This window comes from Kitasatospora sp. HUAS MG31 (assembly GCF_040571325.1).
GTDB lineage: Bacteria > Actinomycetota > Actinomycetes > Streptomycetales > Streptomycetaceae > Kitasatospora > Kitasatospora camelliae.
This window is the reverse complement of sequence record NZ_CP159872.1, coordinates 442,959-467,548: the sequence shown is the minus strand read 5'-3', so window position 1 is coordinate 467,548 and position 24,590 is coordinate 442,959. Positions and strand designations below refer to the sequence as shown.

The following is a 24,590-nucleotide window of genomic DNA, read 5'->3' as shown; positions in this document are numbered from 1 at the left end:
GGGTGGGCTGCGTGGTCACGGGGCTCCGTCCGCGGGTCGGCCGTCGGTGGCGAGCCAGGCGTACTTGCCGGAGGCGCCGATCGGCAGGTGGTCGTGGTGTTCGACGCGGCAGCGCCGCCCGGTGAGGCGTCGCACGCCGTGGGCCAGCGCCTCGGCCTCGGCCGGGGTGAGCGGGGCGTCGTCGAAGGTGGTGCAGCGCAGCACGGCCGGGCCGTCCGGGCCGGCCACGTGCAGCCGGTGCAGGAAGACCCGGGGGGCGGCGGCGCCGACCAGGTCGTCCAGGTCGCCCTGGGAGACGGGGCCTCCTGGGGTGGCCAGCAGTTCCTTCTCCCGGCCGCAGAACCGCTCGATCCGCTCCGGGTCGGGGGTGCCGTCCAGGGTGCGGACGCAGTCGCCCGAGCGGTAGCGCACCAGCGGCATGTACGGGTTGCGCACGCTGGTCACGATGAGGCTGTGGATCGCGCTGCCGGGGGCGACCGGCTTGAGCTCCACGCTCATCCCGTCCAGGTACGGCCGGTACCGTCCGCCGGCGTCGCTGTAGTAGAGGTAGCCGAGTTCGGTGGAGCCGAACAGGTCCACGATCGGGCAGTCGAAGTGCGCGCGCAGGTACCGGGCGACGTTGCGCGGGGTGTACTCGTAGGCGTGGACGATGCTGGCCGGCCGCGGGAAGGCGTCCCACAGGCCCATGGCGGTGACCTTCCGCACCAGGTGCGCCAGGTGGTAGCTCGAACAGTCGAGGTGGTACCGGCCGTCGGGGTGCGCCCGGGCCGCCTCGCGGATCTCGCCGAGCATCCGCTCGACCTCCGGGCGCTCCCACCGGTCGGGGTCCAGACGGAGGTTGAGGTACACCGTCCGGTCGTCCAGCCACCGGTCCCGCAGGTCCGGCACGGCGGCCGGCCCGGTGCCCCGCCGGGCGGCGTTGACCCGGGCGACGTGCTCGGTCGCCAGGACGGTGGTCAGCGACACCCGCCGGCAGCCCTCGCGCCAGGTGGCGGCGATGTCCGGGTGCTCGCTCCACAGCCGGTAGTACGAGTGCAGCAGGAAGTACGGCGGGCGGATGATCTGCATCCGGGCGTGGTTGGTACCCGTGGAGAGGACGAATTCCGCCTCGCCGGCGGCGAGGGCCGCGGCGAGCGCCGGAGTCATCCAGTTCCCGGGGAATCCGCGGGCGATCTCGGGCTTTTCCAGAACGGGGAAGTGGCCCCGTTCGATCGAGTTCCGGTAGATCGGGATGTCCCTGATCCGGTCGATCACGTCGGCGGTCGGCTGGCCGTTCACTCTCACCCCGTCGGTGCTCGGAACACGCCCGCCCGCCAGGGGGTTCGGGCGCGGCTCGGGTGGACCGGGGACCGGGCCGGCACAGCGGCCCCGGCCCCCGGATGGGGCGCGGTGCGTCAGGAGATACAGCCGGACTTCGCGACGCTGATGCACCCCGACTTGGCCACGCTGATGCAGCCGTCCTTCGCGTCACGCGCGGAGTTGGCGGCGACCCAGCCCTTCCACTTGTCGTCCTGGGTCATCTTCTTGATGAGCTGTTCCATTCCGGCCTCCGGCAGGTGAGAAGAAGGGGTGCGGCGCTGTTGACGCCGCCATGGCAACCTAAAGCGTTGGTCAAAGTACTGTCAATGCAAGGCAATGTGACGAAGAATCAGCGGCCTTCGGGTTTGACCGCCCGCACGACGGGTTTTCCGGGCGGCGCCCGGTGGGGCGGCTTGACCACCCGGGACGCGGTCCGCACAGTCGGGATGCGGCGGGCTCCCGAACACACCGCTCGACCCCCTGCCCGCGACCCCCTGCCCACGGCCGCCTGCCCGCCCCGCCGCAGCCGGCCCCGACCTCCGGAGCGGCGGCGCCGATGGTCCTCGACCTGCTGGTGATCGGAACGGCCATCACCCTCGGGCCCCTGCACAACAGCGCCTTCATCCTGCTGCTCTCCTCGCAGCGCGGCGTCCACAAGGGCCTGGCGTTCCTGCTCTCCTGGCTCGCCAACCTGGTCGCGGTGATCGCCTGCGTGATGCTGCTCACCGGCGGATCGCCGCCGCCCCACCACACCGCCCCCTCGACCGCCGCGACCGCCGCCAAGCTCGGCTTCGGCGTCGGCCTGGTGCTGTTCGGCGCCTGGAAGCGGCGCCGACCGCCCAGGCCGAAGCACCCGCCGAGCTGGACCGGCCGGGTCGACGGCCTCTCCCTCGTCACCTCCGCCGGCCTCGCCTGGCTGTTCCAGCCCTGGGCCCTGGTCGGCGCCGGAGCCGCCACCGTCGTCGACGCCGACCTCTCCTCCACCGACGACTGGCTCTGGCTGACCGGCTACTGCCTGCTGGCCACGCTCAGCCTCATCGTCATGGAGATGTACACCGTCTGGGCACCCACCGCGGCCGGCGCCCGGCTGACCGCCCTGCGGACCTGGCTGGAGGGGCACCAGGACCAGCTGATCGTCACCCTCGCGCTGCTCGCCGGCCTCTGGCTGACCGCCCGGAGCATCTACCAGCTGGTCGCCTGACGACGGACCAGCGGCCCGAGGACGACCCCGCGGACGGCGGGCCGCACGGCCGCCGGCCGGAGCCGGATCTCCACGACCCCGTCGCCGGTGCTGCCGCCCGCCACGGGTTTCCCCCGGTGCCACGCGACCCGGGGTCGCGGGCCGTCCCGGGCCCGGTCGGGGCCGTTCGGCCCTGGTGCCGACCACGCGCGGGCCGGGAGAGTGCTGCCCGTGGAACGGCCGTCAGGGCACGGACGAGGGGAGGGAGCACGCGGTGGAACGCGACGAGGTGATGCTGACCGTCCGCGTCACGGCGGCCGAACGGACGCTGCTGCGGCGGCTCGCCCAGGAACACGGGGGCGACCTGTCGACCGTGGTGACCGACGGCCTGATGGACGGACTCCCCGCCCTGCTCTGCACGGCGGACGCCCGCCCGCTGACCGCCGCCCTGGCCCGGCCCGCGCCCTGCGCGCTGACCGTGTGGCTCCCCACCGAGCTGGCCGACCTGCTGGGCCCGGCCGCCGACCGGATCGCCGAACTCACCGGTGTACGGCCCGGCTCCTGCTCCGGGATGCTCGGCGCGGCCGTCCGCGTCTGGCTCCGGCAGGAGCCGCAGCGGCTCGCCGCCGGGCTGCGGACGCTGCGTCAGGGACGCCGGACCGGGATCCGGATGGCCGCCTGACCGACCGCGTCAAGGTGCGCCCGGTCGGACGTTCAGCCGGAGGCCGCCACCGGCGCCGCGAGCGGGGCCGACCAGCGCAGCCTGGTCCCACCGCCCGCCGGCACCTCCAGCGCGAAGGCGCCGCCGAGCTGCTCCGCCCGCTCCCGCAGGTTCCGCAGGCCGCTGCGCCGCCCACCCGCCGGCATGCCCCGGCCGTTGTCGGTCACCGTGAGCACCACCTCGTCGCCGGACGTGCGCAGGTCCACCTCCACCCGGGTGGCGCGGGCGTGCCGGGCCGCGTTGCTCAGCGCCTCACCGAGGACCGCCACCGCGTGGTCGGCCACCGGCACGGGCACGTCCGTGTCCAGCAGGCCCTCCAGGGTCAGCTGCGGAGCGAACCCGAGCGCCGGCCGGGCCTCGCCGACCGTCCGCGCGGCACGGGCCCGCAACCCCTGGTCGCCGTCGGCGTCCCGGGCCCGCAGGCCGAAGATCGTCGACCGGATGAGCTTGATGGTGTCGTCCAGGTCCTGCACCGCCCGCACGACCTTCTCCGAGGCGCCCGGCGGCTGGATGATCCGGGCCGCGGCCTGCAGCGTCATCCCGGTGGCGAACAGGCGCTGGATCGCCAGATCGTGCAGATCGCGGGCGATCCGGTCACGGTCCTCGAACAGCGACAGCTGCTCGGCGTCCCGCCGGCGGTCGGCCAGCTCCAGGGCCAGCGCCGCCTGGTCGGCGAAGCCCAGCAGCGCACCGATCTCCTCGGCCCCGAACGGCGGCCGCCCGGCCGCCCGGGCCAGCAGCAGCACGCCCTGTACCCGCCCCGCCGCGGTGCCCATCGGGACCGCGACCGCCGGCCCCAGCCCCCCGAACCGGCTCGGCCCCGCCGTGAACCGGCCGTCCCTGGGCAGGTCCGGGCTGGTCACCGGCGAACCCGCCAGGAACGCGGCACCCGACAGCGTCCCCGCCACCGGCACCGTGAGCCCCAGCCGCGCCCCCGAATCCCCGCCGGCCGCCAGCTCCACCGTCAGCGACGCGCCGTCCGGGTCCGGGACGGTCAGGTCCGCCAGCACCGACCCGGTGATCTCGGCGGCCCGCTCCGCGATCAGCCCCAGCACCTCCTGGCGGGGCGCGCCCGACAGCAGACTGCGGGTGATCTCCCCGCTCGCCCGCAGCCAGCGCTGCTGACGCTGCGCCTCCTCGTACAGCCGGGCGTTGTCGATGGCGACACCGGCGGCCACCGCCAGCGCGGCGATCAGCGACTCGTCCTCGGCGTCGAACTCCTCGCCGCCGCGCTTGTCGGTCAGGTACAGGTTGCCGAACACCTCGTCCCGCACCCGGACCGGGACGCCCAGGAAGGTCCGCATGACCGGGTGGTGGGCCGGACAGCCGTAGGAGGCGGGGTGCGCGGCCAGGTCGGCCAGCCGCAGCGTCTCGGGACTGCGGATCAGCTCGCCGAGGATGCCCTTGCCGCTCGGGTACGGGCCGATCCGGGCGATCTCCTCCTCCGACAGGCCCACGGTGAGGAACTCGGACAGGGTCCTCCCGTCCGGACCGATCACCCCGAGCGCGGCGTAGCGGGCGTCGGCCAGCAGCGCGGCGGCCTCCACGATGCGGCGCAGCACCTGGGTGAGGTCGAGCTCCCGACCGACCGACAGCACCGCCTCCAGTAGGCCGTGCACGCGGTCCCGGGTGCCGCGGACGTGGTCGATCCGGGCCTGCAGCTCCTCCAGGAGCTCGTCCAGCCGCAGCTGCGGGAGCCGCGCGGGCCCCACGTCCCCGCCCACGTCCGTCCTCCTCGTCCCACGATGACGCCCGTCAGCATACAAACCCGCCCGGACCGCCCCGCCGTCCGCCCCCTCGCCCAGGCCGGGTACGCGTCACGGCCCAGGACGGGTACGCGTCAGGTCCCCGGCCGGGTACGCCTCAGGGCCCCGGGCGGACCCGGCGCCACCGGGCCCGGACACCGCCCCCGCAGGCCGGTTGACGAGGCGAAACCCCCGCCGAACGGCTCGGACGGTCGGGGACCGGCAGCCCGTCCCGGGTGGGACCAACGGCCCTAGGCCCGGCCCCGCGGCGGCGCGGAGCATGAAGCGCCGCCGGGGAGAAGGCGCAGGCCGAGCGCCTGCCGAGCCGTCCGGGCGGCCGTGTCATGTCCCGTCGTGGGTGAGGTAAGGAGGGCGGCCGGTGGCTGCCATCGAGGCGAAGGAAGCGACCATCGAGGTCGAACGGAGGCGGCCCGGGGCCTCGGTGGTGAGGTTGCTGACGACCACCGACCACAAGACGATCGGGACGATGTACCTCGTCTCGGCGTTCGGGTTCTTCCTGATAGGCGGCGTCCTCGCCCTGGTGATGCGCGCCGAGTTGGCCCGTCCGGGGACGCAGATCCTCTCGAACGAGCAGTTCAACCAGGCGTTCACCATGCACGGCTCGATCATGCTGCTGCTGTTCGCCATGCCGCTGTTCACCGGCTTCGCCAACTGGATCATGCCGCTGCAGATCGGCGCCCCCGACGTCGCCTTCCCTCGGCTGAACATGCTGGCCTACTGGCTGTTCCTGTTCGGCTCGCTGATCGCCGCGGCGGGCTTCGCCACCCCCGGCGGCGCCGCCGACTTCGGCTGGTTCCTGTACGCGCCGCTCTCCGACGCCGTGCACTCGCCGGGCGTCGGCGCCGACATGTGGATCATGGGCGTGACGCTCTCCGGCTTCGGCTCCATCCTCGGCGCCGTCAACTTCATCACCACCGTCATCTGCATGCGCGCCCCGGGCCTGACCATGTTCCGGATGTCGATCTTCTGCTGGAACGTGCTGCTCACCGCGATCCTCGTGCTGATGGTCTTCCCGGTCCTGGCCGCCGCGCTGCTCGCCCTGGAGTCCGACCGCAAGTTCGGCTCGCACGTCTTCGACTCCGCGAGCGGCGGCGCGATGCTCTGGCAGCACCTGTTCTGGTTCTTCGGCCACCCCGAGGTGTACATCCTGGCGCTGCCGTTCTTCGGCATCGTCTCCGAGGTCGTCCCGGTCTTCAGCCGCAAGCCGATGTTCGGCTACTCCGGCCTGATCGCCGCCACCATCGCCATCGCCGGCCTCTCGGTCACCGTCTGGGCCCACCACATGTACGTCACCGGGCAGGTGCTGCTGCCCTTCTTCTCCTTCATGACCTTCCTGATCGCCGTCCCGACCGGCGTCAAGTTCTTCAACTGGGTCGGCACCATGTGGAAGGGCTCCCTGAGCTTCGAGACCCCGATGCTCTGGACCACCGGCTTCCTGGTCACGTTCCTCTTCGGCGGCCTCACCGGCGTGCTGCTCGCCGCCCCGCCGATCGACTTCCACGTCTCCGACTCGTACTTCGTCGTCGCCCACTTCCACTACACCCTGTTCGGGACGGTGGTGTACGCGATGTTCGCCGGCTTCCACTTCTGGTGGCCCAAGATGACCGGCAGGATGCTGGACGAGCGCCTCGGCAAGATCTGCTTCTGGACCCTCACCGTGGGCTTCCACGGCACCTTCCTGGTCCAGCACTGGCTCGGCGCCGAGGGCATGCCCCGCCGCTACGCCGACTACCTGGCCTCCGACGGCTTCACCACCCTCAACATGGTCTCGACCATCGCCTCCTTCCTGCTGGGCCTGTCGATCCTGCCGTTCCTCTACAACGTCTGGAAGACCGCCCGCTACGGCGAGAAGGTCACCGTGGACGACCCCTGGGGCTGGGGCCGCTCGCTGGAGTGGGCCACCTCCTGCCCACCGCCGCGGCACAACTTCACCTCGCTGCCGCGGATCCGCTCCGAATCACCGGCCTTCGACCTGCACCACCCGGACATCGCCGCCCTCGACCACCTGGAGAACCACGGCGAGCCGGCCCCGCACCTGGCCGGGGTGATCCCCGCGCAGTACGGCCGGCCGCTGACCGGCAAGCGCGGGGGCGCGGAGGACGTCTGACGGGCCCTGCGGGTGGGCGGCCGGCACCCGGGAGTTACGTCCGCCCGCCCGGGGCCGCCGCCCGCCGCCGGAACTGCCGCCCGCCGCTCGCGCAGCCGCCCGCCGCCGGCGCAGCCGTCGGCCCCGGGCGGATCCACACCCATCGCGAGGAGAACTCTCATGCCCCACCTCGTCCTGGCCCTCGGCACGGCCGCCCTGACGGCCGCCGGCAGCGCCTGGTACCTCCCTGCCCTCGCCGACCTGCGGGCCGGCGACGACCGTCCGCACTCCACCCGGACCGCAGCCGCGGCCTGCCTGACCTGGTGGGGGAGCGTGGCCCTGGCCGCCCCCCTCCTGCTCACCCCCGCGCCGTGGCGGCTGCCGCTCGCCGTCGCGGGCGCCGGGGCGGTGGTCGGCGGCCACCTGCGGCTGAAGGCCGTCCGGCAACGGCGGGCCGAGCGGCGGGAGGCGCGGCGCCGCTGGTCCCTCCTGCTGCCCGGCCGGCCACCGGTGGAGGAGCCCCGCCGGGTCCGCCCGTCACGGCTGCTGCTGGGGTGCCTCGGGGTGGCCGCGCTCACCGGCCTCATCGCGCTCCTGCTGATGGCCGGCGGACCGGCCACCGCCCGGCTGGCGGTGATGGCGGGTGGCACCCTGCTGCTGGCATCGCTCTTCCTGCTGGTCGCCACCAGGACCGCCGACCACGCGGCCCTCCGGCCGGTGCGCCGGACACCCGACGGCGGCGGGCGGTAGCGGGCGCCGCCGGGCGGCGTAGGGCTCGCGACCTGCGGGCACGACACGGCGCCGGGGCCCGGAGACCGTGCTCCCGGGCCCGGCGCCGTCGGCCACCCCCGTCCGCCGGTCGTCAACGGCCCGGCGTCGCGGCCTTGCTGCCCGCGCCGGGAGCCGTCCGCTTCCGGGCGGTGGTGGTGGTCTTCTTCGCCGGTGCGGCGGACTTCTTCGCCGCGGTCTTCTTGGTGGCGGTCTTCTTCGCGGTGGCCTTGGTGGTGGCCGCGGCCTTCATCGGGATCGGGGCCGTCTTCTTCGCCGCCGCGGTCTTCCTGGTGGCGGCCGTGGCCTTGACCGGGGTGGCGGCGGTCTTCCTCGTCGCGGTGGCCTTCTTGGCGGTGGTGGTCTTCCTGGCCGCCGCCTTCGTCGCGGTGGACTCGGTCGCCGTGGCCCGCTTCGCCGCGGTCTTCCTGGCGGCCGCGGTGGTGGCGGCGGTGCGCTTGGCCGCCGTCTTCTTCGCCGGGGCGGCGCCCGGGGTGAGCGAGCCCTTCGGGGCCTTGGCGACGGAGGAGCCGCCGCGCGGCATCTTCTTGGCGCCGGAGACCAGGTCCTTGAACCCCTGCCCGGGGCGGAACCGCGGCACCGTGGTCTTCTTGACGCGGACCCGCTCCCCGGTCTGCGGGTTGCGGGCGTACCGGCCGGCCCGCTCGACCTTCTCCAGGGTCCCGAACCCGGTCACCTGCACACGCTCCCCGGACACGACGGCACGCACCATCGCGTCGAGCACCGCGTCCACGGCCTCCTCGGCGGCGGCCCGGCTGCCGAGTTGGTCCGCCACGGCTTCAACCAGCTGTCCCTTGTTCATGACGACGACTCCTGCGGGCGAATCTGTAGACGATGCATGACATTTCGTCCTCAACATAGGCGCCGAACGGCCATCCCGCCCGCTGACACGGCCTGTACGGCGCCTGCCGACCCGTCGAGCACCGCCCTCACCCCCACCGCCACGACCCGCGGTCAGACCCGCGTGACCGTACGGCCGATCCCCATCACCCGCCCCAGCCACCCCGATCGCGCCCCCGGAGCGCACCCACGGCCGCCGCCGTATCCGGACCGGGACCCGTGACGGCGGGTCCGGAAGGCGGCCAGGACGCTCAACACCGTTCAGTCCGACGAGAACCTCGACGCCAGCACGCCGGATGACCAGGCGCAGCCCGACACGTGGGCCGGACACCCAGGATGTGCGCCCGGCTGACCGAGGACATCAGCGTGCCGCTCGCCGTGCAGACCGGATGTTCCGCGAGGCCGACACGGCACGGCGTCGAGCGCACCGTGCGCGTCCCGGGCCGTCGGGGACCGGGATGCGCACGGTTGCGAGGGCGAACCTCAGTGACCCGGGCGGGTCCCGGCCCATACCGGGGGAGTCCGGTCCGACCACGGGCTCGCCTGTTCGAGCTGTCCGGCGAGGCGGAAGAGACGGCCTTCGAGCCCGTAACCGGCGGCGAACTGCATGCCGACCGGCAGTCCCGTGCCGGGGCGGGGAGTCCGCTGCCCGCAGGAACGCGGCGCCCGCCGGCTTCCCGCTGTCCCCGGTGCCGCCCGGGTTCGCCCACCTCGTCCGGATGTCCGAGGAGCACGGGTTCGAACCGCGGACCGGACAGGCCGACCTCCGCGACACCCTCCTCAGCCTCCGCGACGAGGGCGACCGGCTCCGCGTGCACGCCCGGACCGGGCCGCTGTTCGGACTGCCGCCCCGGCCGCGCCGACCCCCGGCCGTCCGGCTGCTCCCCGGCCAATGGGTCCGGTGGCAGCTGAACTACCGGTTCACCGGCGCCCTGGGGATCCGGGGCTGGTCGTACTGGCTGGACACCTTCAACATCGCCTACGGCCGCGTCGACCCGGACGTCTTCCTGACCGAACCCACCGTCCTCGTCGACGAGTGCGGCCCGGTCCGCTAGGTGTCCTGTCCGGGGCGGAGGTGTCGGCTGTCGCCCCAGTCCATCACCCGGCGACCTTTCGCATACCCGGAAGCATTGCCACCATGGCGACTTCGGCATCCGATCTTGCCTGAAACGTCATCACGCCGGTGAGGGCTGCGCCCGGGTCACGGCTGGCCGGGGTGGGTGGTCGTCCGGCAGGGGTGTCCGGTGTCCGGGTGGAGGCCGGTGCAGAGGAGGCCGAAGGCGCGGGTGGCCGCGGCGGCGATGGTGTCGCGGGCGTGGGCGGGGGGTTCGCCGGTCATGATGCGGCGGCGGAGTTCGCCGAGGGCTGCGCGGTGGGTACCGGCGACGGCGCCCGCGAGGAGGGTGGGGAAGGGGCCGTCGGCGAGGGGTGGACGGTCGGTGAGGGCGGCTGCCAGGGCGGCTTCGGCGCGTTCGCCGATCACGCGTTCGCGGGCCCGCAGGGCGGGGCTGTCCAGGATCACCTGCCAGAACGCCCGTGCGCCGGGCTGGAGTCCGAGCATGGGGTGGTCCTGGCGGAGGGCGGTGAGCAGGTCGTCGCGGACGGCCGCCACCGGGCAGGCGCCGGACGGCCGGTCGCGGACCACGCCGGCGAGGTGCGCCTCGGCCTCGGCCTGGCGGTCGAAGAACAGGTCCTCCTTGGTGGGGAAGTAGTTGAACACGGTGTTGGTGGACACGCAGGCCCGGCGTGCCACCTCGGCGACCGTGACCGGGTCGAAGCCGTGCTCCAGGAAGAGCCCCAGGGCGGCGTCGGCGATGGCGGTCCGGGTCTGCTGCTTCTTGATCTCGCGAAGTCCCACACCCGCCATGGTAGTGTCACCACAAATTTGGAGTGACACCAAGATTCTTTTGGGGGCGGACATGACCTTGACCTTCGGCATCTATCCCGGCGGCCTCCTCGGCGACGACCGGGGCATCGTCCATCCCGTGACGCCGGACGAACCGGCCCGCATCGCCGAGGCCCTCGACGCGTTGCAGGGCGACGCGCAGACGCTGGCCGTCCGCGCGTACCGCTCGTTCACCGCCTCCGGCACCCCGCCGCTGCCGCCCGCGCCCGCCGATCCGGAGGCGTACCTGGGGCGCGGCCGCACCCTCGACCTGGTGCTGCAGTTCCGCGAACCGTCCGGCGAGCTGGACGGCTGGCCGGAGTTCGTCCGCGACGCCGTCCGGCGGGCCGGGCCGCGGCTGGCGTCGGTCCAGATCTGCGAGGAGCCCAACCTCGACCTCCCGGTCGTCGACGGCGGCATCCCCAACGTCCTGGACGCGCTGGTCCGGGGGGTCGTCGCGGCCAAGGAGGAGGCCCGTTCCCTCGGCCACCCGGTGGCGGTGGGCTTCAACGCCGTACCGAGCTTCGACCCGGCGGACACCTTCTGGTCCGACCTCGGCGCGCTGGCGGACGAGCGCTTCCTCGCGAGCCTGGACTACGTCGGCCTGGACTTCTTCCCCGACGTGTTCCGCCCGGTCCCCGAGGGCCGGTTGGCGGAGGCGGTCACCGCGGTCCTCACCGCCTTCCGCCACACCAGCCTGCCGCAGGCCGGCATCCCGCACGGTGTCCCGATCCGGGTCTGCGAGAACGGCTGGCCCACCGGCCCCGGCCGTACCGAGCAGCGCCAGGCCGCCACCCTCGACACCGTCATCCGCACGGTGGCCGCCCTCGCCCCCGAGCTGACCATCGACGGCTACTCGCTCTTCGCCCTCCGGGACGCCGACAGCAACGGCCCCGGCCTGTTCCACCACTTCGGCCTGCTGCGCGACGACCACACCCCCAAGCCCGCCTTCGCCACCTACCGCGACCTCATCGCCGAACTGTCCGAGCCACCGGCGCCGCGCGCCCGGTGACGCTGCGCCGCGGCAGGGCGGCGGGCCGAAGTGTCAGGAGCGGCGCCACCACCGGCGTGGCGGCCGGGTGGCCAGCGGCTCGTCGCGCTGTTCGGCGAGGGCCCGGCGGGCGGCCTCGGCCGCCTCCGGGTCGTCGTACTCCCGGGAGATCACCTCGATCCGCCCGGTGGCGTGGTCGATGCGTACGGTGTCCAGCGCCATCCGGTCGAGGTCGGCGATCTCGGCCGCGTGGGTGACCCGGTGGAGCGCGAGTGCCGCGACCGTGGGGTCGGTCGCGCCGATCGTCACCTCCTCGCTCAGCAGGGTCTGCATGAGCCGCTGGCAGGCGGGCGACGGCAGTTCCTCGTCCACGGCCATGTGCACCATGAGGTTCTCCCGGCCGGTGTCCAGCCAGCGGGCGGAGGAGATCCAGACGCAGTGGATCTCCGGGAACTCGCGCAACCGGCGGAAGACCGCGTCGCGCAGGGCCACCGCCAGCGGGTGGGTGGACGAGGTCAGCCGCAGCCGCTGTCCGTCGCCCTTCAGACCCCGCCGGGCCATGGCGTGGAAGAGCGCCGCGGCGGGGACGGCGAGCGAGGAACCGTCCGAGGCGAACAGCAGGAGCCGCTCCGCCTCGGTCTCCCGGGCGATGTCCGCCAGCCGCATCGCGTCGCAGTAGACGGTGTCGGCGGCGTCCGGCAGGTGTTCCGCGCAGCAGGCCTCGCTGACGCAGGCGGGCAGCGCCGGGGAGCTGTCGCCCTTGTGTCGCAGGAGGAACAGGGAGCCGTCACCGTGCACCGGGACGAACGCACCGTGGTCGATCAGGGCGGCGAGGACCCGTTCCGTGCCGGACTCGGAGATGCCGTGGCGGAGCAGGTCGGTCAGGGCCGCGTCGAGTATCACCGGCTGATGATAGGACGGCGGAATGTCCCGCGGGGCGGCCGCCGGAGTCCTGGCGTCGCCCGTGAAAGCCGTCTGGCCGCGCGGGAGTTCGCGACCGTGCGGCGGGCGTCCAGCGGCCTGGTGGCACGGCGGCGGCGGGGGCGCGGCGGCCCGGGAGCCGGGGTCAGCCGAGCCGGCCGGACCGTGCCGCCTTCTTCTCCTCGGCCTTGGCCCGCAGCGCGACCGCCCGTGCGGACTCCCCGTAGAACCACCAGGCGTAGGCGGAGATCAGCAGGTGGAGCACGCCGAGGCCGCCGGCCCAGAGCGCGATGTCGGACCACGCCGAGCCGCGCCCCCGCCACAGGAAGCACAGGGCCGCGATGACGGCCACGCCCTGCAGCAGGGTGGTCAGGGTCTTCTTCCACTGGTGTGACATGGCCAGGACTCTAGCGTGATCATGAGGAGAAACGTTTCGCGGCGTCAGCGCGGGTGCCGGCGGCCGATGTAGGGGCCGCCGTGGCTCAGTCGGTCGCGGCGTCGGGCGCCGCCCGGTCCTCCAGGGCGGCCAGGTGCCGTTCGACCGAGGCCACCTTGGCGGTCAGCCCGTCGCTGACGCCGGCCCGGTCGTCGATCTTGATGACGGTGCTCACCCGGTTCGCGTGGGCCTTCACCGCGTCGATCGCCGCGCGGACGACCGGCATCACCTCGTCCCACTCGCCCTCGACGGTGGTGAACATGGCGTCGGTGCGGTTGGGCAGCCCGCTGTCCCGTACCACCTTCACCGCGGCGGCCACGGCCTCCCCGACGTCCTCGCCGATGCCGAGGGGTGTCACCGAAAACGCGACGAGCACGGTGCCTCGCCTTCCTCACCCCGCCCGGAGCAGGGGCCGACTGTGGGTCGGGCCCAGCCTACGGCCCTCCCGGCGCCCGGCCGAGGCCGTGGGTGCCGATGCGGACGGGGAGGTGGCCAGGGGGGTCAGTCGGTCGGCAGGCCCGCCTCTGCCGCGAGGATGCCGAGGGCCTTCCGGAGCACCTCCCGCTGCTCGGCGGTGAGGTGGGCGGCGAGCTCCTCGTCGAGGGCGCGGGCCTCGGCGGCGCAGTCCGCGAGCAGGCAGCGGCCCCGGTCGGTGAGGCCGAGGACCTGCCGGCGGCGGTCCCGCGGATCGCGGACCCGCTCGACGGCGCCCAGCCGCTCCAGGTGGTCGGCGAGCGACACCACCAGGCTGGGGGCGACGCCGAGCCGAGCGGCCAGCTCCTGCTGTGACGCGGCCGCGCCCCGGTCGAGCGCCGTCAGCAGCCCGACGTGCTTGGGCTTGAGGTCGTACGACTCGATCCGCCCGGCGAAGCGGTCCCCCACCACGGCCCCCAAAGTGCCGAGGCGGAAGGCCAGCGTCTGCGGCAGCCCGCCGCCCGATCCCTTGACGTCATTCACGCCAGGGATGATACCTTCCTGAAATCGTTCACAACTCGAATGATTCTTGGAGTGATGGAAGTGGCGGCGCACACCCTGATCGGTCTTCTCAACGCCCTCGTCTCGCTGGTCTCGGGAGTCTCCGCCCTGGTCGGCGTGGCCCGCCCCGCGATGGCCCTGGCGGCGGGGGAGCAGCTCAACACCGCGGTGGTCTTCTTCGCCCGCGCCTACGCCGCCCGGGCCGTCCCACTGAGCGCCGTCCTGCTGGTCCAGCTCGCCGCCGGCGCATGGGACGGGCTCGCCCCCGTGCTGATCGTCGCCGGGCTGGCCCAACTCGGCGACGCGGCGATCGGCGCGGCCCGGCGCAACACGGGCATGCTGCTCACCACCGTGCTGCTCGCCGCCGTCCACCTGGGCTCGGCCGGCTGGCTCCTGACGCACTGACGGCCCCAGGCCCGGCAGGAGGTGCGGGCCGTGCGGGGAATCCGGTGGAGGCCGACGACGCGGGGCTGATTCGATCGGCCATCAGTCGACCGGGAACCGGTCGGTCGGTGGAGGGGGGTGCCATGCACGATCGCAACATCATCTTGAACGAACTCGCCCAGGGGCTCCGGCCGATGGACGAGGGCGTCCGGTGGTTCGAGGGGCTCGCCGAGGAGGACCGGCGTCTGGCGCTGCGCTCCCTGGTGCACCACTCCTACCAGGCACGGGCCGTTCCCGAGGACGTGGCGGAGAGCATCGCACGGTCCGGGATCCGGCCCACCCACACCCCCGCCGTGATGCTCAGCCGGTGGCGGTTCGGCATGGACGGCCTTCCCGCGTACGAGTTGACCAAGTCGTTCCGCCTCCTGGTCGCCCTGCTCGCCGTGGCGGACACCCGCCGGCGCGAGCGGCAGTGCGCCGACGGGTGCACTCACGCGTGGCATCACCTGGCCGAACGTGACCGCAACCCGCTCTGACCTGCCGCCACCGCCGTACGTACCGGGAGCTCCTGGCGGCGCCGCCGGTGAGGATGCCGCGCCGCCGGTTCCGCCGCGGATGAGCGCACCGCCGCCCGGAGGGGAACGGCCGGGCCCCCGAGGGAGCGTCCCGCGGGGGCCCGGCGTGTCCCGGTAGCCGGGCGGTGGGGGTGGGCCTGGAGGCTCAGTCCCGGGCGGCCTCCGCGGTCGCCTTGACCCGGCCGCGGACCAGGAACCAGCCGCCGGCCAGCACGGCCGCGATCAGCGGCAGGCAGGCGACGGTGGTGCGGCCCACGCCGCCGTCCAGCCACATCAGCGCCAGCACGCAGACCAGGAAGCCCAGGGTGACCAGCTGGGTGTACGGCGCCCACGGCAGCCGGTAGCCGGGCCGGGTGACCCGGCCGTCCTGCGAGCGCCGCCAGAACAGCAGCGAGCAGATCATGATCATGGCCCAGGTGCCCAGGATCCCGATCGAGGCGAAGTTGACGACCAGTTCGAACGCCTCGCCCGGCATCACGTAGTTGAGCACCACGCCGAGCACGCCGAACCCGGCGGTCAGCAGGATGCCGCCGTACGGGACGCCGCCCTTGTTCATCACGCCGGTGAACCTCGGGGCGGAGCCGGACATCGACATCGAGCGCAGGATGCGGCCGGTCGAGTAGAGGCCGGAGTTCAGGCTGGAGAGGGCGGCGGTGAGGACCACCAGGTTCATCACGCCGGCCGCGCCCGGGATGCCCAGCTTGTCGAAGACGGTGACGAAGGGGCTCTGACCCGACGAGTACGAGGTGTGCGGGAGCAGCAGGGCGAGCAGCACGACCGAGCCGACGTAGAACAGGCCGACGCGCCACATGATGGAGTTGATCGCCTTCGGCATGATCTTCTCGGGGTGCTCGGTCTCGCCGGCGGCGACGCCGCACAGTTCGACGGAGGCGTACGCGAAGACCACGCCCTGGAGGAGCAGCAGCATCGGCATCACGCCGCTGGGGAAGATGCCGCCGTTGTCGGTGATGGTGGCCAGGCCGGGGGTGTGGCCGCCGACCTGGTGCTGGGTGACGACCAGGAAGATGCCGATGAGCATGAAGGCGACCAGGGCGGCGACCTTGACGATCGCGAACCAGAACTCCATCTCGCCGAAGTACTTCACCGAGATGAGGTTGGCCGTGAGCACCACGGCCAGGGCGATCAGCGCCAGCACCCACTGCGGGATGCTGCTGAACATCGCCCAGAAGTGGGCGTAGGTGGCGGCGGCGGTGATGTCGGCGATGGCGGTGGTCGACCAGTTGAGGAAGTACAGCCAGCCCGCCGTGTAGGCGCCCTTCTCGCCCATGAACTCGCGGGCGTAGGAGACGAAGGCGCCGGAGGACGGCCGGTAGAGGACCAGTTCGCCGAGGGCGCGGACCACGAGGAAGGCGAAGACGCCGCAGACCGCGTACGCGATGAAGAGGGAGGGACCCGCGTTCGCCATCCGGCCGCCGGCACCGAGGAAGAGCCCGGTGCCGATCGCGCCGCCGATGGCGATCATGTTGACGTGGCGGGACTTCAGGTCCTTGCGGTACCCGGCGTCGCCGGCGTCCACGTGGGGGGACGGAGTCGCGTGCGCCCCGGGGGCGAGCGGGTCGGCCGCAGTCAGCGTGCGGTCACTCATGGAGTTGTGTCGCCTTCGTGAGGGGAGGATTCCGTGCTTCGCCCGGTGCGACGGTGATGTGGGTGGTCACCGCGTACGGGGCCTGACGGCACATCCTTGCGGCAGGCAAGCCCTCTCGGCAGTGGTCAATGTCACGTTCGGGGATGATTTGCGCGAGATTTGAGCCTTCTCCCCTCGCTGTACCGTTTCGCGCGCAGCTGCCGAAGCGTCAGCGTGCGGTCCCGGCCGGTGGGTGCCGTCCTACGCCGCCGCGCGGTGGGGCGCGCGGCGGCGTAGGACGGCGTGGGGCAGCCGGATCCGGGGTGTCAGACGGCCGGCTGCTGCTGGGTGACGCAGTGGATGCCGCCGCCGGCGCCCAGGTAGTCGATGTCGAGCTGCTCGACGGTCCAGCCGGGGAACAGCCGGGCGAGGGTGGACCTGGCGGCGGAGTCGGCCGTGGTGTCGCCGAACTGCGCCGAGATCACCGCGCCGTTGCAGACGTAGCAGTTGGCGTAGGAGGCGACGAAGTTCGGGTCGGTGGAGCGGATCCGGTTGTAGTCGGGGCCCTGGAGCTTGGTGACGGCGATCGGGCTGCCGGAGGCGGTCGTGGCGGTGGAGAGGATCTGGTACTGCCGGCGGGCGTCCTGGGCCCACACGTCGGTGTCGGAGGCCGGCGGCATCTGGACCAGCCCCTTGCCCGGCGCCAGGAAGCGCGAGGTGGCGTCGACGTGGTCGTCGGTGATGTCCTCGCCGGCGATCCCGACGAACCAGATCACCTTGGAGGCGCCGTACGCCGCGCACATCGCGGCCTCCGGCTGGGCCTGGCTGCGGCCGGGGTTGCGGTTGGCGTCAGCCGCTCGGACCGCCCCCGGGCCCAGCCGGTGCGGGGCCGGCCCAGGACCCGGACCGCCGCCGCGATCGCCGTCGGCGCCCTGCTCCTCGGGGCCGGCGGCACGTACGCCTACCTCCTCGACGACCCCGACGACGGGTACGGCCTGGACGGCCCGGACACCGGGGTGACCGCGGCCGCCACCCCCGGTACCCCGTCGCCCTCGGCCACCGACCGCCCGTCCCCCGGGGCCGGCAGCTCCGCCGGGCCGGTCGGCGGGTACGCCCCGGTGTACACCGGCAGGGAACTCGTCTCGCCCGACCACTCCTACGAGTTCGACCTCAAGACCGGCACCGTCACCCCGGAGGAGACCGCGACCTGGTTCATCGGCCGGACCCCCGGCGAGTTCCTCGTCGCCGAGGACAACACCGCCTTCGTCGGCCAGGACGGCCGCCTGGGCCCGGCCGACCGCCTCGCCGGCCTGGAGCCGGCCCGCCACCCGGCTGGAGTTCACCGGCCTCGGCGGCCGGGCCTTCTGCGTCCGCGGCCAGGACGGCCGCGACCTGGCCGTCGTCCGCATGCTCTCCGCCGCCCAGGGCGACGGACCGGTCAGGGTCTCGGTCGACTGCTACCGCCACGGCACGGGCTGAGGCGCCCCGCCCTCAGCGCGCCGACGTGCCGCCCGGCCGTCGGCGCCGGTGCTCAGAGCGGTCATGATCCGGCCGACCTGCTCGTCGTCGGCGCCCCCGCCACCCCCGCCGCCCCCACCACCCCCGGCGACTACGCCCGCCGTCCGCCGGCGCCCCCGAGCCGGCGGGCGAGGAGCGCCTGGGCCAGTGCCGCCGTGCTCAGGCCGAACATCAGGACGCCCAGCGGCACATGGAGCGCCGGCCGGTGCGCGATGCCGAGCACCACCTGCACCGAGGCGAGGACCAGGAAGCCGGTGGCGTACAGGATCGGCCGGGGCGAGCCGCCGCCGGGCCGCCAGGCCAGGATCGCCGCGGCCAGGTACAGCATCGACGCGCCGTACATCACCCGTGCCCCGACGCTGTGCAGCACCTCGCCGTGGGAGGAGACGAGCAGCATCCCCGCGGTGGCCGCCTGGAAGAAGATGGCCGTGGTCTGCAGCCCTATCGCGACCTCGACCAGCGGGAGGCTGCGGCGTTCCGTCGTGGTCAGGGTGGTCATGGTGCGGTCCCCTCGTCTGTCCCATCCGCCGTGCGGCGATGGATCCGGTGCGGTCTCGACAGTCCGACGACGCAGCCCCCCGGATTGTGACGCGCAACCTCGACCTCACATTTCGCGGGGCTGTTTCGTCGATGCGGTGACCGTACGAGCGAACGAGACGAAGCAGGGAGCGGCCGCGACCATGAGCACCCCATCCGAGCCGACGCGGGACCGGAACGTGCCGAGCCTGAGCGAGGTCGTCGGCGAGCGGCGGCAGTTGGTCAACCTGGCGTACCGGCTGCTCGGTTCGCTGTCCGAGGCCGAGGACGCCGTACAGGAGACCTACGCGCGGTGGTACGCGATGCCGCCGGCCCGGCAGGAGGCCGTCGAGTCGCCCGGCGGGTGGCTGACGACGGTGGCCACCCGCATCTGCCTGGACCTGCTCGGCTCCGCCCGGGTCCGGCGCGAGCGGTACGTCGGCGCGTGGATCCCCGAGCCGCTGCCCGACCGGACGGAGTGGACCGGCGGCCCCGCGGGCACCGGCACGCCCGCGCCGGCCGACCCCGCCGACCGGGTCACCCTGGACGAGTCGGTGACCATGGCCTTCCTGGTCGTGCTGGAGTCGATGACCCCGGCGGAGCGCGTGGCGTTCGTCCTGCACGACGTCTTCGGCTACCCCTTCGCCGAGGTCGCCGACATCCTCGGCCGGTCGGCCGCCGCCTGCCGGCAGCTGGCCTCCTCGGCCCGCCGACGCACCCGCGCCGCCCGGGCCTCGGCGCTGCCGGCGGTCGGACAGGCCACCGTGGTCCGGGAGTTCAGGCAGGCGTGGGAGGCCGGGGACATCGCGGCGCTGGTCGCCCTCCTCGACCCCGCGGCCACCATGGTCGCCGACGGCGGCGGCCTGGCCGGCGCCGCCCTCCGCCCGGTGGAGGGCGGCGAGCGCATCGCCGCGTACCTGGTCCACTTCGCCGACCGGGCCCCGGGCCTGACGCTGCTGGAACGCACCGTCAACGGTCGGCCCGGCCTGGTCGCCCAGCACGGCGGACACACCGTCACCGTGGCGGCGTTCGACCTCTCCGGCGGCCGGATCACCCGGATCTGGGCGATCCGCAACCCGGAGAAGCTCCGCCCGTGGACCGGATCCCACCCGGCCTGAGCCCGTGCCGGGACGCCCGACGTCGGCCGTTCCGCCGAAGGTGTGGACTCGGCCGAACGGGACGGGACGCGCATCCGGAATGCCGTTCCCCGCCGGACCCGTCTGCGACAGTCGTCGGGTGTCCAGGGGCCCGTGGCCGACGGTGCCCGAGCCTCGGCGACCCGGGGTTGTCATGAGTGGAGCAGGAGACGGCACCCGACGGAACCCGGACGGAGCCGCGGACGACGGCACCCAGCCGGCCGCCGCGCCGACCGGACCGGGCGGGCAGGCAGCCCCGGCGGACAGCCGGGCCCGGGCGGACAGGCCGCGGGGGCATCGGCGTCCGGCGGTTCGGGCGGACGGGCGGCCGGGGCGTCGGGCGCCGACCCGGGGCCGCGACCGCCGTCCTGGCGGGCGCTGATCACCGGCCTGCTGATCGCCCTGGTGATGACGACGATCATGGTGACCACGTACGTGTCCGCCCAGCACGCGGGGTCGCCCGCGACCTGCCGTGGGGGGTGACCGGCGACTCCCCGCTCACCACGGCCGTCCAGCAGCACATCTCGCTCGACATCCACCAGTACGCCGACCAGAGCGCGCTGGAGGCGGCTGCCGGCCGGGCGGAGGTCTACGGCGGGTTCGTCACCCAGAACAACACCGTGGTCATCGCCGAGGCCGCCAGCCTGGTCGCTCCCGCGCAGTTGCCGGCCCTCTACGAGGCGGCTGCGAAGGCCGCGGGCGTGCAACTCGCCCTCAAGGTGACCAACAAGCTGCCCAAGGAGGACCCGCTCGGCGTCGTCCCCGGCATCGCCGTGTTCGTGCTGCTGGTCGCCGGCTACCTCGGCTCCACCCTCGCCATGCAGCGCACCGGCACCGCGGCCGCCCGCCGGCGTGTCCTCAGCCTGATCGGCTACGCGATCGTGGCGGCCCTGGTGTTCGACGTGATCATCGGCCCGATCCTCGGCGCCTACCCTGACGTCGGCTCCAACTTCTGGCCGCTGTGGGGCGAGTTCGCCCTGATGTGCCTGGCGGTGGCCCTGTTCGCGGCCACCCTGCAGAGCCTGATCGGTCCGATCGGCACCCTGCTCACCGTCGTCGTCATGGTGTTCTTCGGCAACCCCTCCACCGGCGGTGTGAACGGCACCGCCTGCCTGCCTGCCTGCCTTCTGGCAGGCCATCGGCCCCGGCCTGCCGCCCTGGAACGGCACCACCCTGGTCCGCAACACCCTCTACTCCGGCGGCAACGACATCACCCTGCCGCTGGTGGTGCTGAGCGTCTACGTGCTCGCCGGCACCGCGCTGGTCACCATCGCGACGTACGGTCGCCTGGCGTGGTGGCGCGGCGCCAGGACACGGCGTCCGCCGATCAGTCCCGAGGAGGAGGGCGGCATCGCCACCATTCCCCCGGCCTGATCCCCGATGATCGACTAGGCTGTCCGGGCAGCCGACGAGGGGGATGTGCGAAGCCGATGACCGAGGTCCCGCTGCCCGTCCGTACCGAACGGCTCGTGCTGCGCCGGTTCACCCCGGACGATCTCGACGACCTCCACGCGTACCAGGGCCTGCCCGAGGTCGCCCGCTTCCTCTACCGGCCGCCGCTCACTCGCGAGCAGTGCGTACAGAGCCTCGCGCGGCGCGCCGCCGGTACCGCATGGGCCGAGGACGACGACGACCTGGTGGTCGCGGTGTGTCCGATCGGCGAGGAGAGGGTCGTCGGCGAGGTCGTCCTGAAGCTGGCGAGCGCGCGGGCGCGACAGGCGGAGATCGGCTGGGTCTTCCACCCCGCCTACGGGGGCCGGGGGTACGCCACCGAGGCGGCCTCCGCGACCGCCTCGCTGGCCTTCGCCGACCTGGGCGTGCACCGGCTGTTCGCCAGGCTCGACGTGCTGAACACCGGGTCGGTGCGGGTCTGCGAGCGGCTCGGCATGCGCCGGGAGGCCCACCTGGTCGAGAACGACCTCGACGGCGGGCGCTGGGGCAGCGAGTACGTCTACGCGGCGCTCGCCCGCGAGTGGAAGGCCGGCCGGGCGCAGTAGTCCACCCGCGCTTCCGTGAACGCCCGTGCGGGCGTGGTCAGTCGACGGTCGGCCAGTCCCAGCCGAGCTGGAGGAACAGGCCCAGCCGGTCGGAGACGCCGCGGATCTCGCTGATCCGGCCGGCGGCCACCGTGAAGACGAATATCGCCTCGTTCTTGAAGCCGCGCCCGGTCGGCACCGGCATCCGCGGGTGGGCGCCGGAGCTGACACCGCTCTGGGTGATCCGCGCGACGACCTTGTCGCCCTCGGCGATCAGCTCGTCGATCCGGGCGTGGTACGGCTCCAGGGCCGCGAGCTGGGCGGCGATGGCGGCGAACGCGGCCCCGGGCTCATCCGGTTCGCCGTGGATGATCTTGTTGTGGTCCACCACGTCCGCCGCCAGGTAGTCCCGGAGGTCGGCGAGCCGCGCCTCGTTGAGCGCAGTGAAGAAGTCCGCGACGAGCTGCTTGTTTGCGCCGGTGGCCATGTCCGTCTCCCCGTTCTCTTACATCGTAAGACTACGTTTGGCTGATACTCTCGTCTTACGGTGTAAGAAAGTCAAGTGGAGTCGGCATGGGGACGACGGGCAAGCGGGTGGGCCTCACCCGTGACGCGGTGCTGCGGGCAGCCCTGGAGCTGGTCGACCGGGACGGCGTGGAGAAGCTGTCCATGCGGCGGCTCGGGGCCGAACTGGGCGTCGAGGCGATGACGCTCTACCACTACCTGCCCAACAAGGCCGCCCTGCTGGACGGCCTGGTCGAGCTGGTGGTCTCCGCCGTACGGCCCGACCCCGATCTGCCGGCCGAGCGGTGGCGGGCCCACCTGCGGGGGTTCGCCGTCGCGTTCCGGGCCGAACTGCTGCGCCACCCCGGGGTGATGACGCTGGTGGCGACCCGCCCGGTGCGGTCCGCCGCGGCGCTGCGGGCCGTCGAGGACACGGCCGCCGCGCTCGGGCGGGCCGGTATCGGGCCGGTCGAGGCCCTGCGTGTCGTCAACTCCGTGGCCACCCTGGCGATCGGGCACTGCCTCGCCGAGGCCGCCGCCACACCGGGCCACCCGGACCAGGCCGGCGACGAGGCCCTCGACCTCGCGGAGTTCCCCACCCTGGCGGCGGCGGTCGCCGGCGGGCTCGGCACCGAGGCCGATCACCGGGCCCGCTTCGACCTGGCCCTGGACGCCCTCCTCACCGGCCTGCCGTACTGACGCCGGGTCCGGCGGCACCGACGCCGGGCCCGCCGTGGTGCCGCCGACCGGGCGTCAGCCGGCGGACCGGTCACTCGGTGAGCCGGGCGAGTTCCGCCTCGGGCGGTCCCGTATGGCCACGACCCGGTTCGGCGCGACGAGGGGAGAGGCGCGATCCGCTGGAGCACGTCGTCCAGAGCGACGATCTGCGGCGATTCGGTGGAGGCGGCGAACCCTTCCGCGAATCCCCGGCGCGGGTCGATCCCTGACGGCGCAGGCTCCGGGTGCCTCCCGGCGACGACCGTTCGGAGGCGGAGCACTATCGTTCGACCGGGCGGGGTAACCGAGGGAGGTCGACGGCATGCTGGACGAGCTGGGCGGGCGGGACGAACCGGGCGCGCTGGACGAACTGGGCGGGCTCGACGGGCTGGACGCGTTCTGTACGCAGGCGCTGGCCGACCACGGCTGCGCCTCGGCGTCCGTCGCGATCGCCGCACGCGACCGGCTCGTCCTCACCCGGGCCTGGGGCCACGCGGACCTCGCCGACCGGCGGCCGGCCACCCCCGAAACGGTCTACGCCCTGGCCTCCGTCACCAAGGCGTTCACCGCCACCGCCGTCTGCCTGGCCGCGGACGAGGGCCTGCTGGACCTCGACACCCCGGTTCCCGGCAGCCACCGGTGGACCGCCCCCACACCCCGCCAGCTGCTCCGGCACCGCGGCGGGTTCCCGGCGTTCTACAACTTCCACTACGGCAGCGGCCCGCTGCCGATCGACATCGACCGCTACCGCACACTGGTCCGCGAGCCGGGCACCGAGTTCGAGTACTCCAACCTCGGCTACCAGGAGCTGGGCCGACTGGTGGAGGCCGTGACCGGCCGGGAGTTGGGCACCTACCTGGCCGAGCGGATCGCCGAGCCGCTGGGCCTGACCGGCTTCGGCTTCGGCCCGGCCGGCCCGGGGGCGGCGTCCGTCGCCCGGCGCTACTCCGCCGGTGGCGAGCCGTACCCCGCCTGCCACAGCGGCCACCCCGCCGCCGGCGCCGGCTGGGCGACCGCCGGGGACGTCGCGCTCTTCGCCCGCACCGCCTCCCGGCTGCTGAAGCCCGGCACGGCCGCGGCGGTGAACGAGGCCGTGCCGATCAACGATCAGCTCGGCTACGGTCTCGGCTGGATCGTCTCGTCCGGCATCGGGCCGGTGGTCCGCAGCCACGGTGGTGGGATGGGCGGCGTCGCCACGATGATGATCGACCTCCCGGAGCGCGAACTCTCGGTCGCCGTCCTCACCAACTCGACCAGTAAGGCGGCCCGGGACGCCATCGTGGACCGCCTGATGGGCGTCCTGGCGCCCGGCTTCCACCGGGGTCTGATCGACCCGATCACCGAGCGGACCCGCCCGCTGGCGCTGGCGCAGGGGCAGTGGGACGGGGGGATCGCCACCGCAGAGGGGGAGGTCGGTCTGCGGCTCGCCGTCCTGGCGGACGGCCGGGTGGAGGTCCGGCTGGCCGACGAGGCGCCGGTCAGCGTGCCGGCCGTCGCCTCCGAGCGCTGGGACCTGCGGGCCGTCGGACCGCTGCAACTGCCCACCGCGGACGCCCGGTTGAACAGCCCGAGCCTGGGTCTCGAACTGCGCGCCGAGGGGGACCTGCTGGTCGGCCGGGCCGTGGCGTTCAAGGACGGCGACCGGGAGGGCCGGCTGGGCGCCTACCTGGTCCACCCCTGCGAGCTGCGAGCCTGCTGACCCTCGGGCCCGGCCCGCGAGCCCGCTGACACCCGGCCCGGCCCGCGAGCCCGCGCCGCGACCGGCCATCACCGCCACCACCGCCCACCGA

24 protein-coding genes and 1 pseudogene are annotated in these 24,590 nt (G+C 73.7%); 12 read left to right on the top strand and 13 right to left on the bottom strand.

Annotated features, from left to right (window positions below; genetic code table 11):
• Positions 1-15: 15 nt before the first annotated feature.
• Both ABWK59_RS02240 and ABWK59_RS02235 read right to left on the bottom strand, forming a co-directional pair.
• Positions 16-1,278: a hypothetical protein gene (locus ABWK59_RS02240; RefSeq protein WP_354637548.1), complete on the bottom strand. Its 1,263-nt coding sequence runs from the start codon at positions 1,276-1,278 to the stop codon at positions 16-18.
• 116 nt (positions 1,279-1,394) lie between these two features.
• Positions 1,395-1,541: a hypothetical protein gene (locus tag ABWK59_RS02235; RefSeq protein ID WP_354637546.1), complete on the bottom strand. Its 147-nt coding sequence runs from the start codon at positions 1,539-1,541 to the stop codon at positions 1,395-1,397.
• A gap of 314 nt (positions 1,542-1,855) precedes the next feature.
• Between ABWK59_RS02235 and ABWK59_RS02230 the strand changes: the two genes are divergently transcribed.
• On the top strand, positions 1,856-2,500 hold the full coding sequence (locus ABWK59_RS02230) for a GAP family protein (protein ID WP_354637544.1): 645 nt from the start codon (positions 1,856-1,858) through the stop codon (positions 2,498-2,500).
• A 253-nt stretch (positions 2,501-2,753) separates the two neighbouring features.
• Entirely contained in the window at positions 2,754-3,161 is a 408-nt protein-coding gene (locus ABWK59_RS02225; protein WP_354637543.1) for a hypothetical protein, read from the top strand.
• A 32-nt stretch (positions 3,162-3,193) separates the two neighbouring features.
• Here ABWK59_RS02225 and ABWK59_RS02220 read toward each other — a convergent pair whose 3' ends face one another.
• On the bottom strand, positions 3,194-4,924 hold the full coding sequence (locus ABWK59_RS02220; protein ID WP_354637541.1) for a GAF domain-containing sensor histidine kinase: 1,731 nt from the start codon (positions 4,922-4,924) through the stop codon (positions 3,194-3,196).
• Positions 4,925-5,333: 409 nt separating this feature from the next.
• Between ABWK59_RS02220 and ctaD the strand changes: the two genes are divergently transcribed.
• The gene (gene ctaD / locus ABWK59_RS02215; RefSeq protein WP_420492901.1) at positions 5,334-7,073 is read left to right on the top strand and encodes a cytochrome c oxidase subunit I; all 1,740 of its coding nucleotides are present in this window, start codon (positions 5,334-5,336) and stop codon (positions 7,071-7,073) included.
• 159 nt (positions 7,074-7,232) lie between these two features.
• Positions 7,233-7,802 carry a hypothetical protein gene (locus ABWK59_RS02210; protein WP_354637539.1) on the top strand — a complete coding sequence of 190 codons (570 nt, stop codon included), beginning with the start codon at positions 7,233-7,235 and terminating at the stop codon, positions 7,800-7,802.
• Positions 7,803-7,914: 112 nt separating this feature from the next.
• Here ABWK59_RS02210 and ABWK59_RS02205 read toward each other — a convergent pair whose 3' ends face one another.
• The gene (locus ABWK59_RS02205; protein WP_354637537.1) at positions 7,915-8,643 is read right to left on the bottom strand and encodes an HU family DNA-binding protein; all 729 of its coding nucleotides are present in this window, start codon (positions 8,641-8,643) and stop codon (positions 7,915-7,917) included.
• Between the two features lie 667 nt (positions 8,644-9,310).
• Here ABWK59_RS02205 and ABWK59_RS02200 point away from each other — a divergent pair.
• A pseudogene (locus ABWK59_RS02200) lies at positions 9,311-9,736 on the top strand (hypothetical protein); the annotation flags it as partial.
• A 146-nt stretch (positions 9,737-9,882) separates the two neighbouring features.
• On the opposite strand, the gene ABWK59_RS02195 reads toward ABWK59_RS02200, so the two are convergent.
• On the bottom strand, positions 9,883-10,539 hold the full coding sequence (locus ABWK59_RS02195) for a TetR/AcrR family transcriptional regulator (RefSeq protein WP_354637535.1): 657 nt from the start codon (positions 10,537-10,539) through the stop codon (positions 9,883-9,885).
• A gap of 61 nt (positions 10,540-10,600) precedes the next feature.
• Between ABWK59_RS02195 and ABWK59_RS02190 the strand changes: the two genes are divergently transcribed.
• Positions 10,601-11,578 (top strand): hypothetical protein, encoded by a 978-nt coding sequence (locus ABWK59_RS02190; RefSeq protein WP_354637533.1) that lies wholly within the window; start codon positions 10,601-10,603, stop codon positions 11,576-11,578.
• A 33-nt stretch (positions 11,579-11,611) separates the two neighbouring features.
• Here ABWK59_RS02190 and ABWK59_RS02185 read toward each other — a convergent pair whose 3' ends face one another.
• From ABWK59_RS02185 to ABWK59_RS02170, 4 genes are all read right to left on the bottom strand, one after another.
• Entirely contained in the window at positions 11,612-12,460 is an 849-nt protein-coding gene (locus ABWK59_RS02185) for a hypothetical protein (protein ID WP_354637532.1), read from the bottom strand.
• 163 nt (positions 12,461-12,623) lie between these two features.
• A complete protein-coding gene (locus ABWK59_RS02180; protein ID WP_354637530.1) occupies positions 12,624-12,875 on the bottom strand; it encodes a hypothetical protein in 252 nt (83 codons plus the stop codon).
• 85 nt (positions 12,876-12,960) lie between these two features.
• Positions 12,961-13,290: an MTH1187 family thiamine-binding protein gene (locus ABWK59_RS02175; RefSeq protein WP_354637529.1), complete on the bottom strand. Its 330-nt coding sequence runs from the start codon at positions 13,288-13,290 to the stop codon at positions 12,961-12,963.
• Positions 13,291-13,415: 125 nt separating this feature from the next.
• A complete protein-coding gene (locus ABWK59_RS02170) occupies positions 13,416-13,871 on the bottom strand; it encodes a MarR family winged helix-turn-helix transcriptional regulator (RefSeq protein WP_354637528.1) in 456 nt (151 codons plus the stop codon).
• A gap of 54 nt (positions 13,872-13,925) precedes the next feature.
• Here ABWK59_RS02170 and ABWK59_RS02165 point away from each other — a divergent pair, with 54 nt between their 5' ends.
• Both ABWK59_RS02165 and ABWK59_RS02160 read left to right on the top strand, forming a co-directional pair.
• Entirely contained in the window at positions 13,926-14,294 is a 369-nt protein-coding gene (locus tag ABWK59_RS02165) for a hypothetical protein (protein ID WP_354637526.1), read from the top strand.
• A 122-nt stretch (positions 14,295-14,416) separates the two neighbouring features.
• Entirely contained in the window at positions 14,417-14,809 is a 393-nt protein-coding gene (locus ABWK59_RS02160; protein ID WP_354637524.1) for a DUF5958 family protein, read from the top strand.
• 184 nt (positions 14,810-14,993) lie between these two features.
• Here ABWK59_RS02160 and ABWK59_RS02155 read toward each other — a convergent pair whose 3' ends face one another.
• From ABWK59_RS02155 to ABWK59_RS02145, 3 genes are all read right to left on the bottom strand, one after another.
• On the bottom strand, positions 14,994-16,454 hold the full coding sequence (locus ABWK59_RS02155) for an amino acid permease (protein ID WP_354637522.1): 1,461 nt from the start codon (positions 16,452-16,454) through the stop codon (positions 14,994-14,996).
• A gap of 305 nt (positions 16,455-16,759) precedes the next feature.
• Positions 16,760-17,842, bottom strand: coding sequence for an agmatine deiminase family protein (locus ABWK59_RS02150; RefSeq protein ID WP_354637520.1), 1,083 nt, complete (start codon positions 17,840-17,842; stop codon positions 16,760-16,762).
• 200 nt (positions 17,843-18,042) lie between these two features.
• Positions 18,043-18,450 carry a hypothetical protein gene (locus ABWK59_RS02145; protein WP_354637519.1) on the bottom strand — a complete coding sequence of 136 codons (408 nt, stop codon included), beginning with the start codon at positions 18,448-18,450 and terminating at the stop codon, positions 18,043-18,045.
• Between the two features lie 181 nt (positions 18,451-18,631).
• Between ABWK59_RS02145 and sigJ the strand changes: the two genes are divergently transcribed.
• Both sigJ and ABWK59_RS02135 read left to right on the top strand, forming a co-directional pair.
• The gene (gene sigJ, locus ABWK59_RS02140; RefSeq protein WP_354637518.1) at positions 18,632-19,585 is read left to right on the top strand and encodes an RNA polymerase sigma factor SigJ; all 954 of its coding nucleotides are present in this window, start codon (positions 18,632-18,634) and stop codon (positions 19,583-19,585) included.
• A gap of 1,448 nt (positions 19,586-21,033) precedes the next feature.
• A complete protein-coding gene (locus ABWK59_RS02135; protein WP_354644802.1) occupies positions 21,034-21,600 on the top strand; it encodes a GNAT family N-acetyltransferase in 567 nt (188 codons plus the stop codon).
• Between the two features lie 37 nt (positions 21,601-21,637).
• Here ABWK59_RS02135 and ABWK59_RS02130 read toward each other — a convergent pair whose 3' ends face one another.
• On the bottom strand, positions 21,638-22,066 hold the full coding sequence (locus ABWK59_RS02130; protein WP_354637516.1) for an ester cyclase: 429 nt from the start codon (positions 22,064-22,066) through the stop codon (positions 21,638-21,640).
• An 86-nt stretch (positions 22,067-22,152) separates the two neighbouring features.
• Between ABWK59_RS02130 and ABWK59_RS02125 the strand changes: the two genes are divergently transcribed.
• Together ABWK59_RS02125 and ABWK59_RS02120 are read left to right on the top strand one after the other, a co-directional pair.
• Entirely contained in the window at positions 22,153-22,782 is a 630-nt protein-coding gene (locus ABWK59_RS02125) for a TetR/AcrR family transcriptional regulator C-terminal domain-containing protein (RefSeq protein ID WP_354637515.1), read from the top strand.
• A gap of 340 nt (positions 22,783-23,122) precedes the next feature.
• On the top strand, positions 23,123-24,499 hold the full coding sequence (locus ABWK59_RS02120; RefSeq protein ID WP_354637514.1) for a serine hydrolase domain-containing protein: 1,377 nt from the start codon (positions 23,123-23,125) through the stop codon (positions 24,497-24,499).
• Positions 24,500-24,590: the final 91 nt, after the last annotated feature.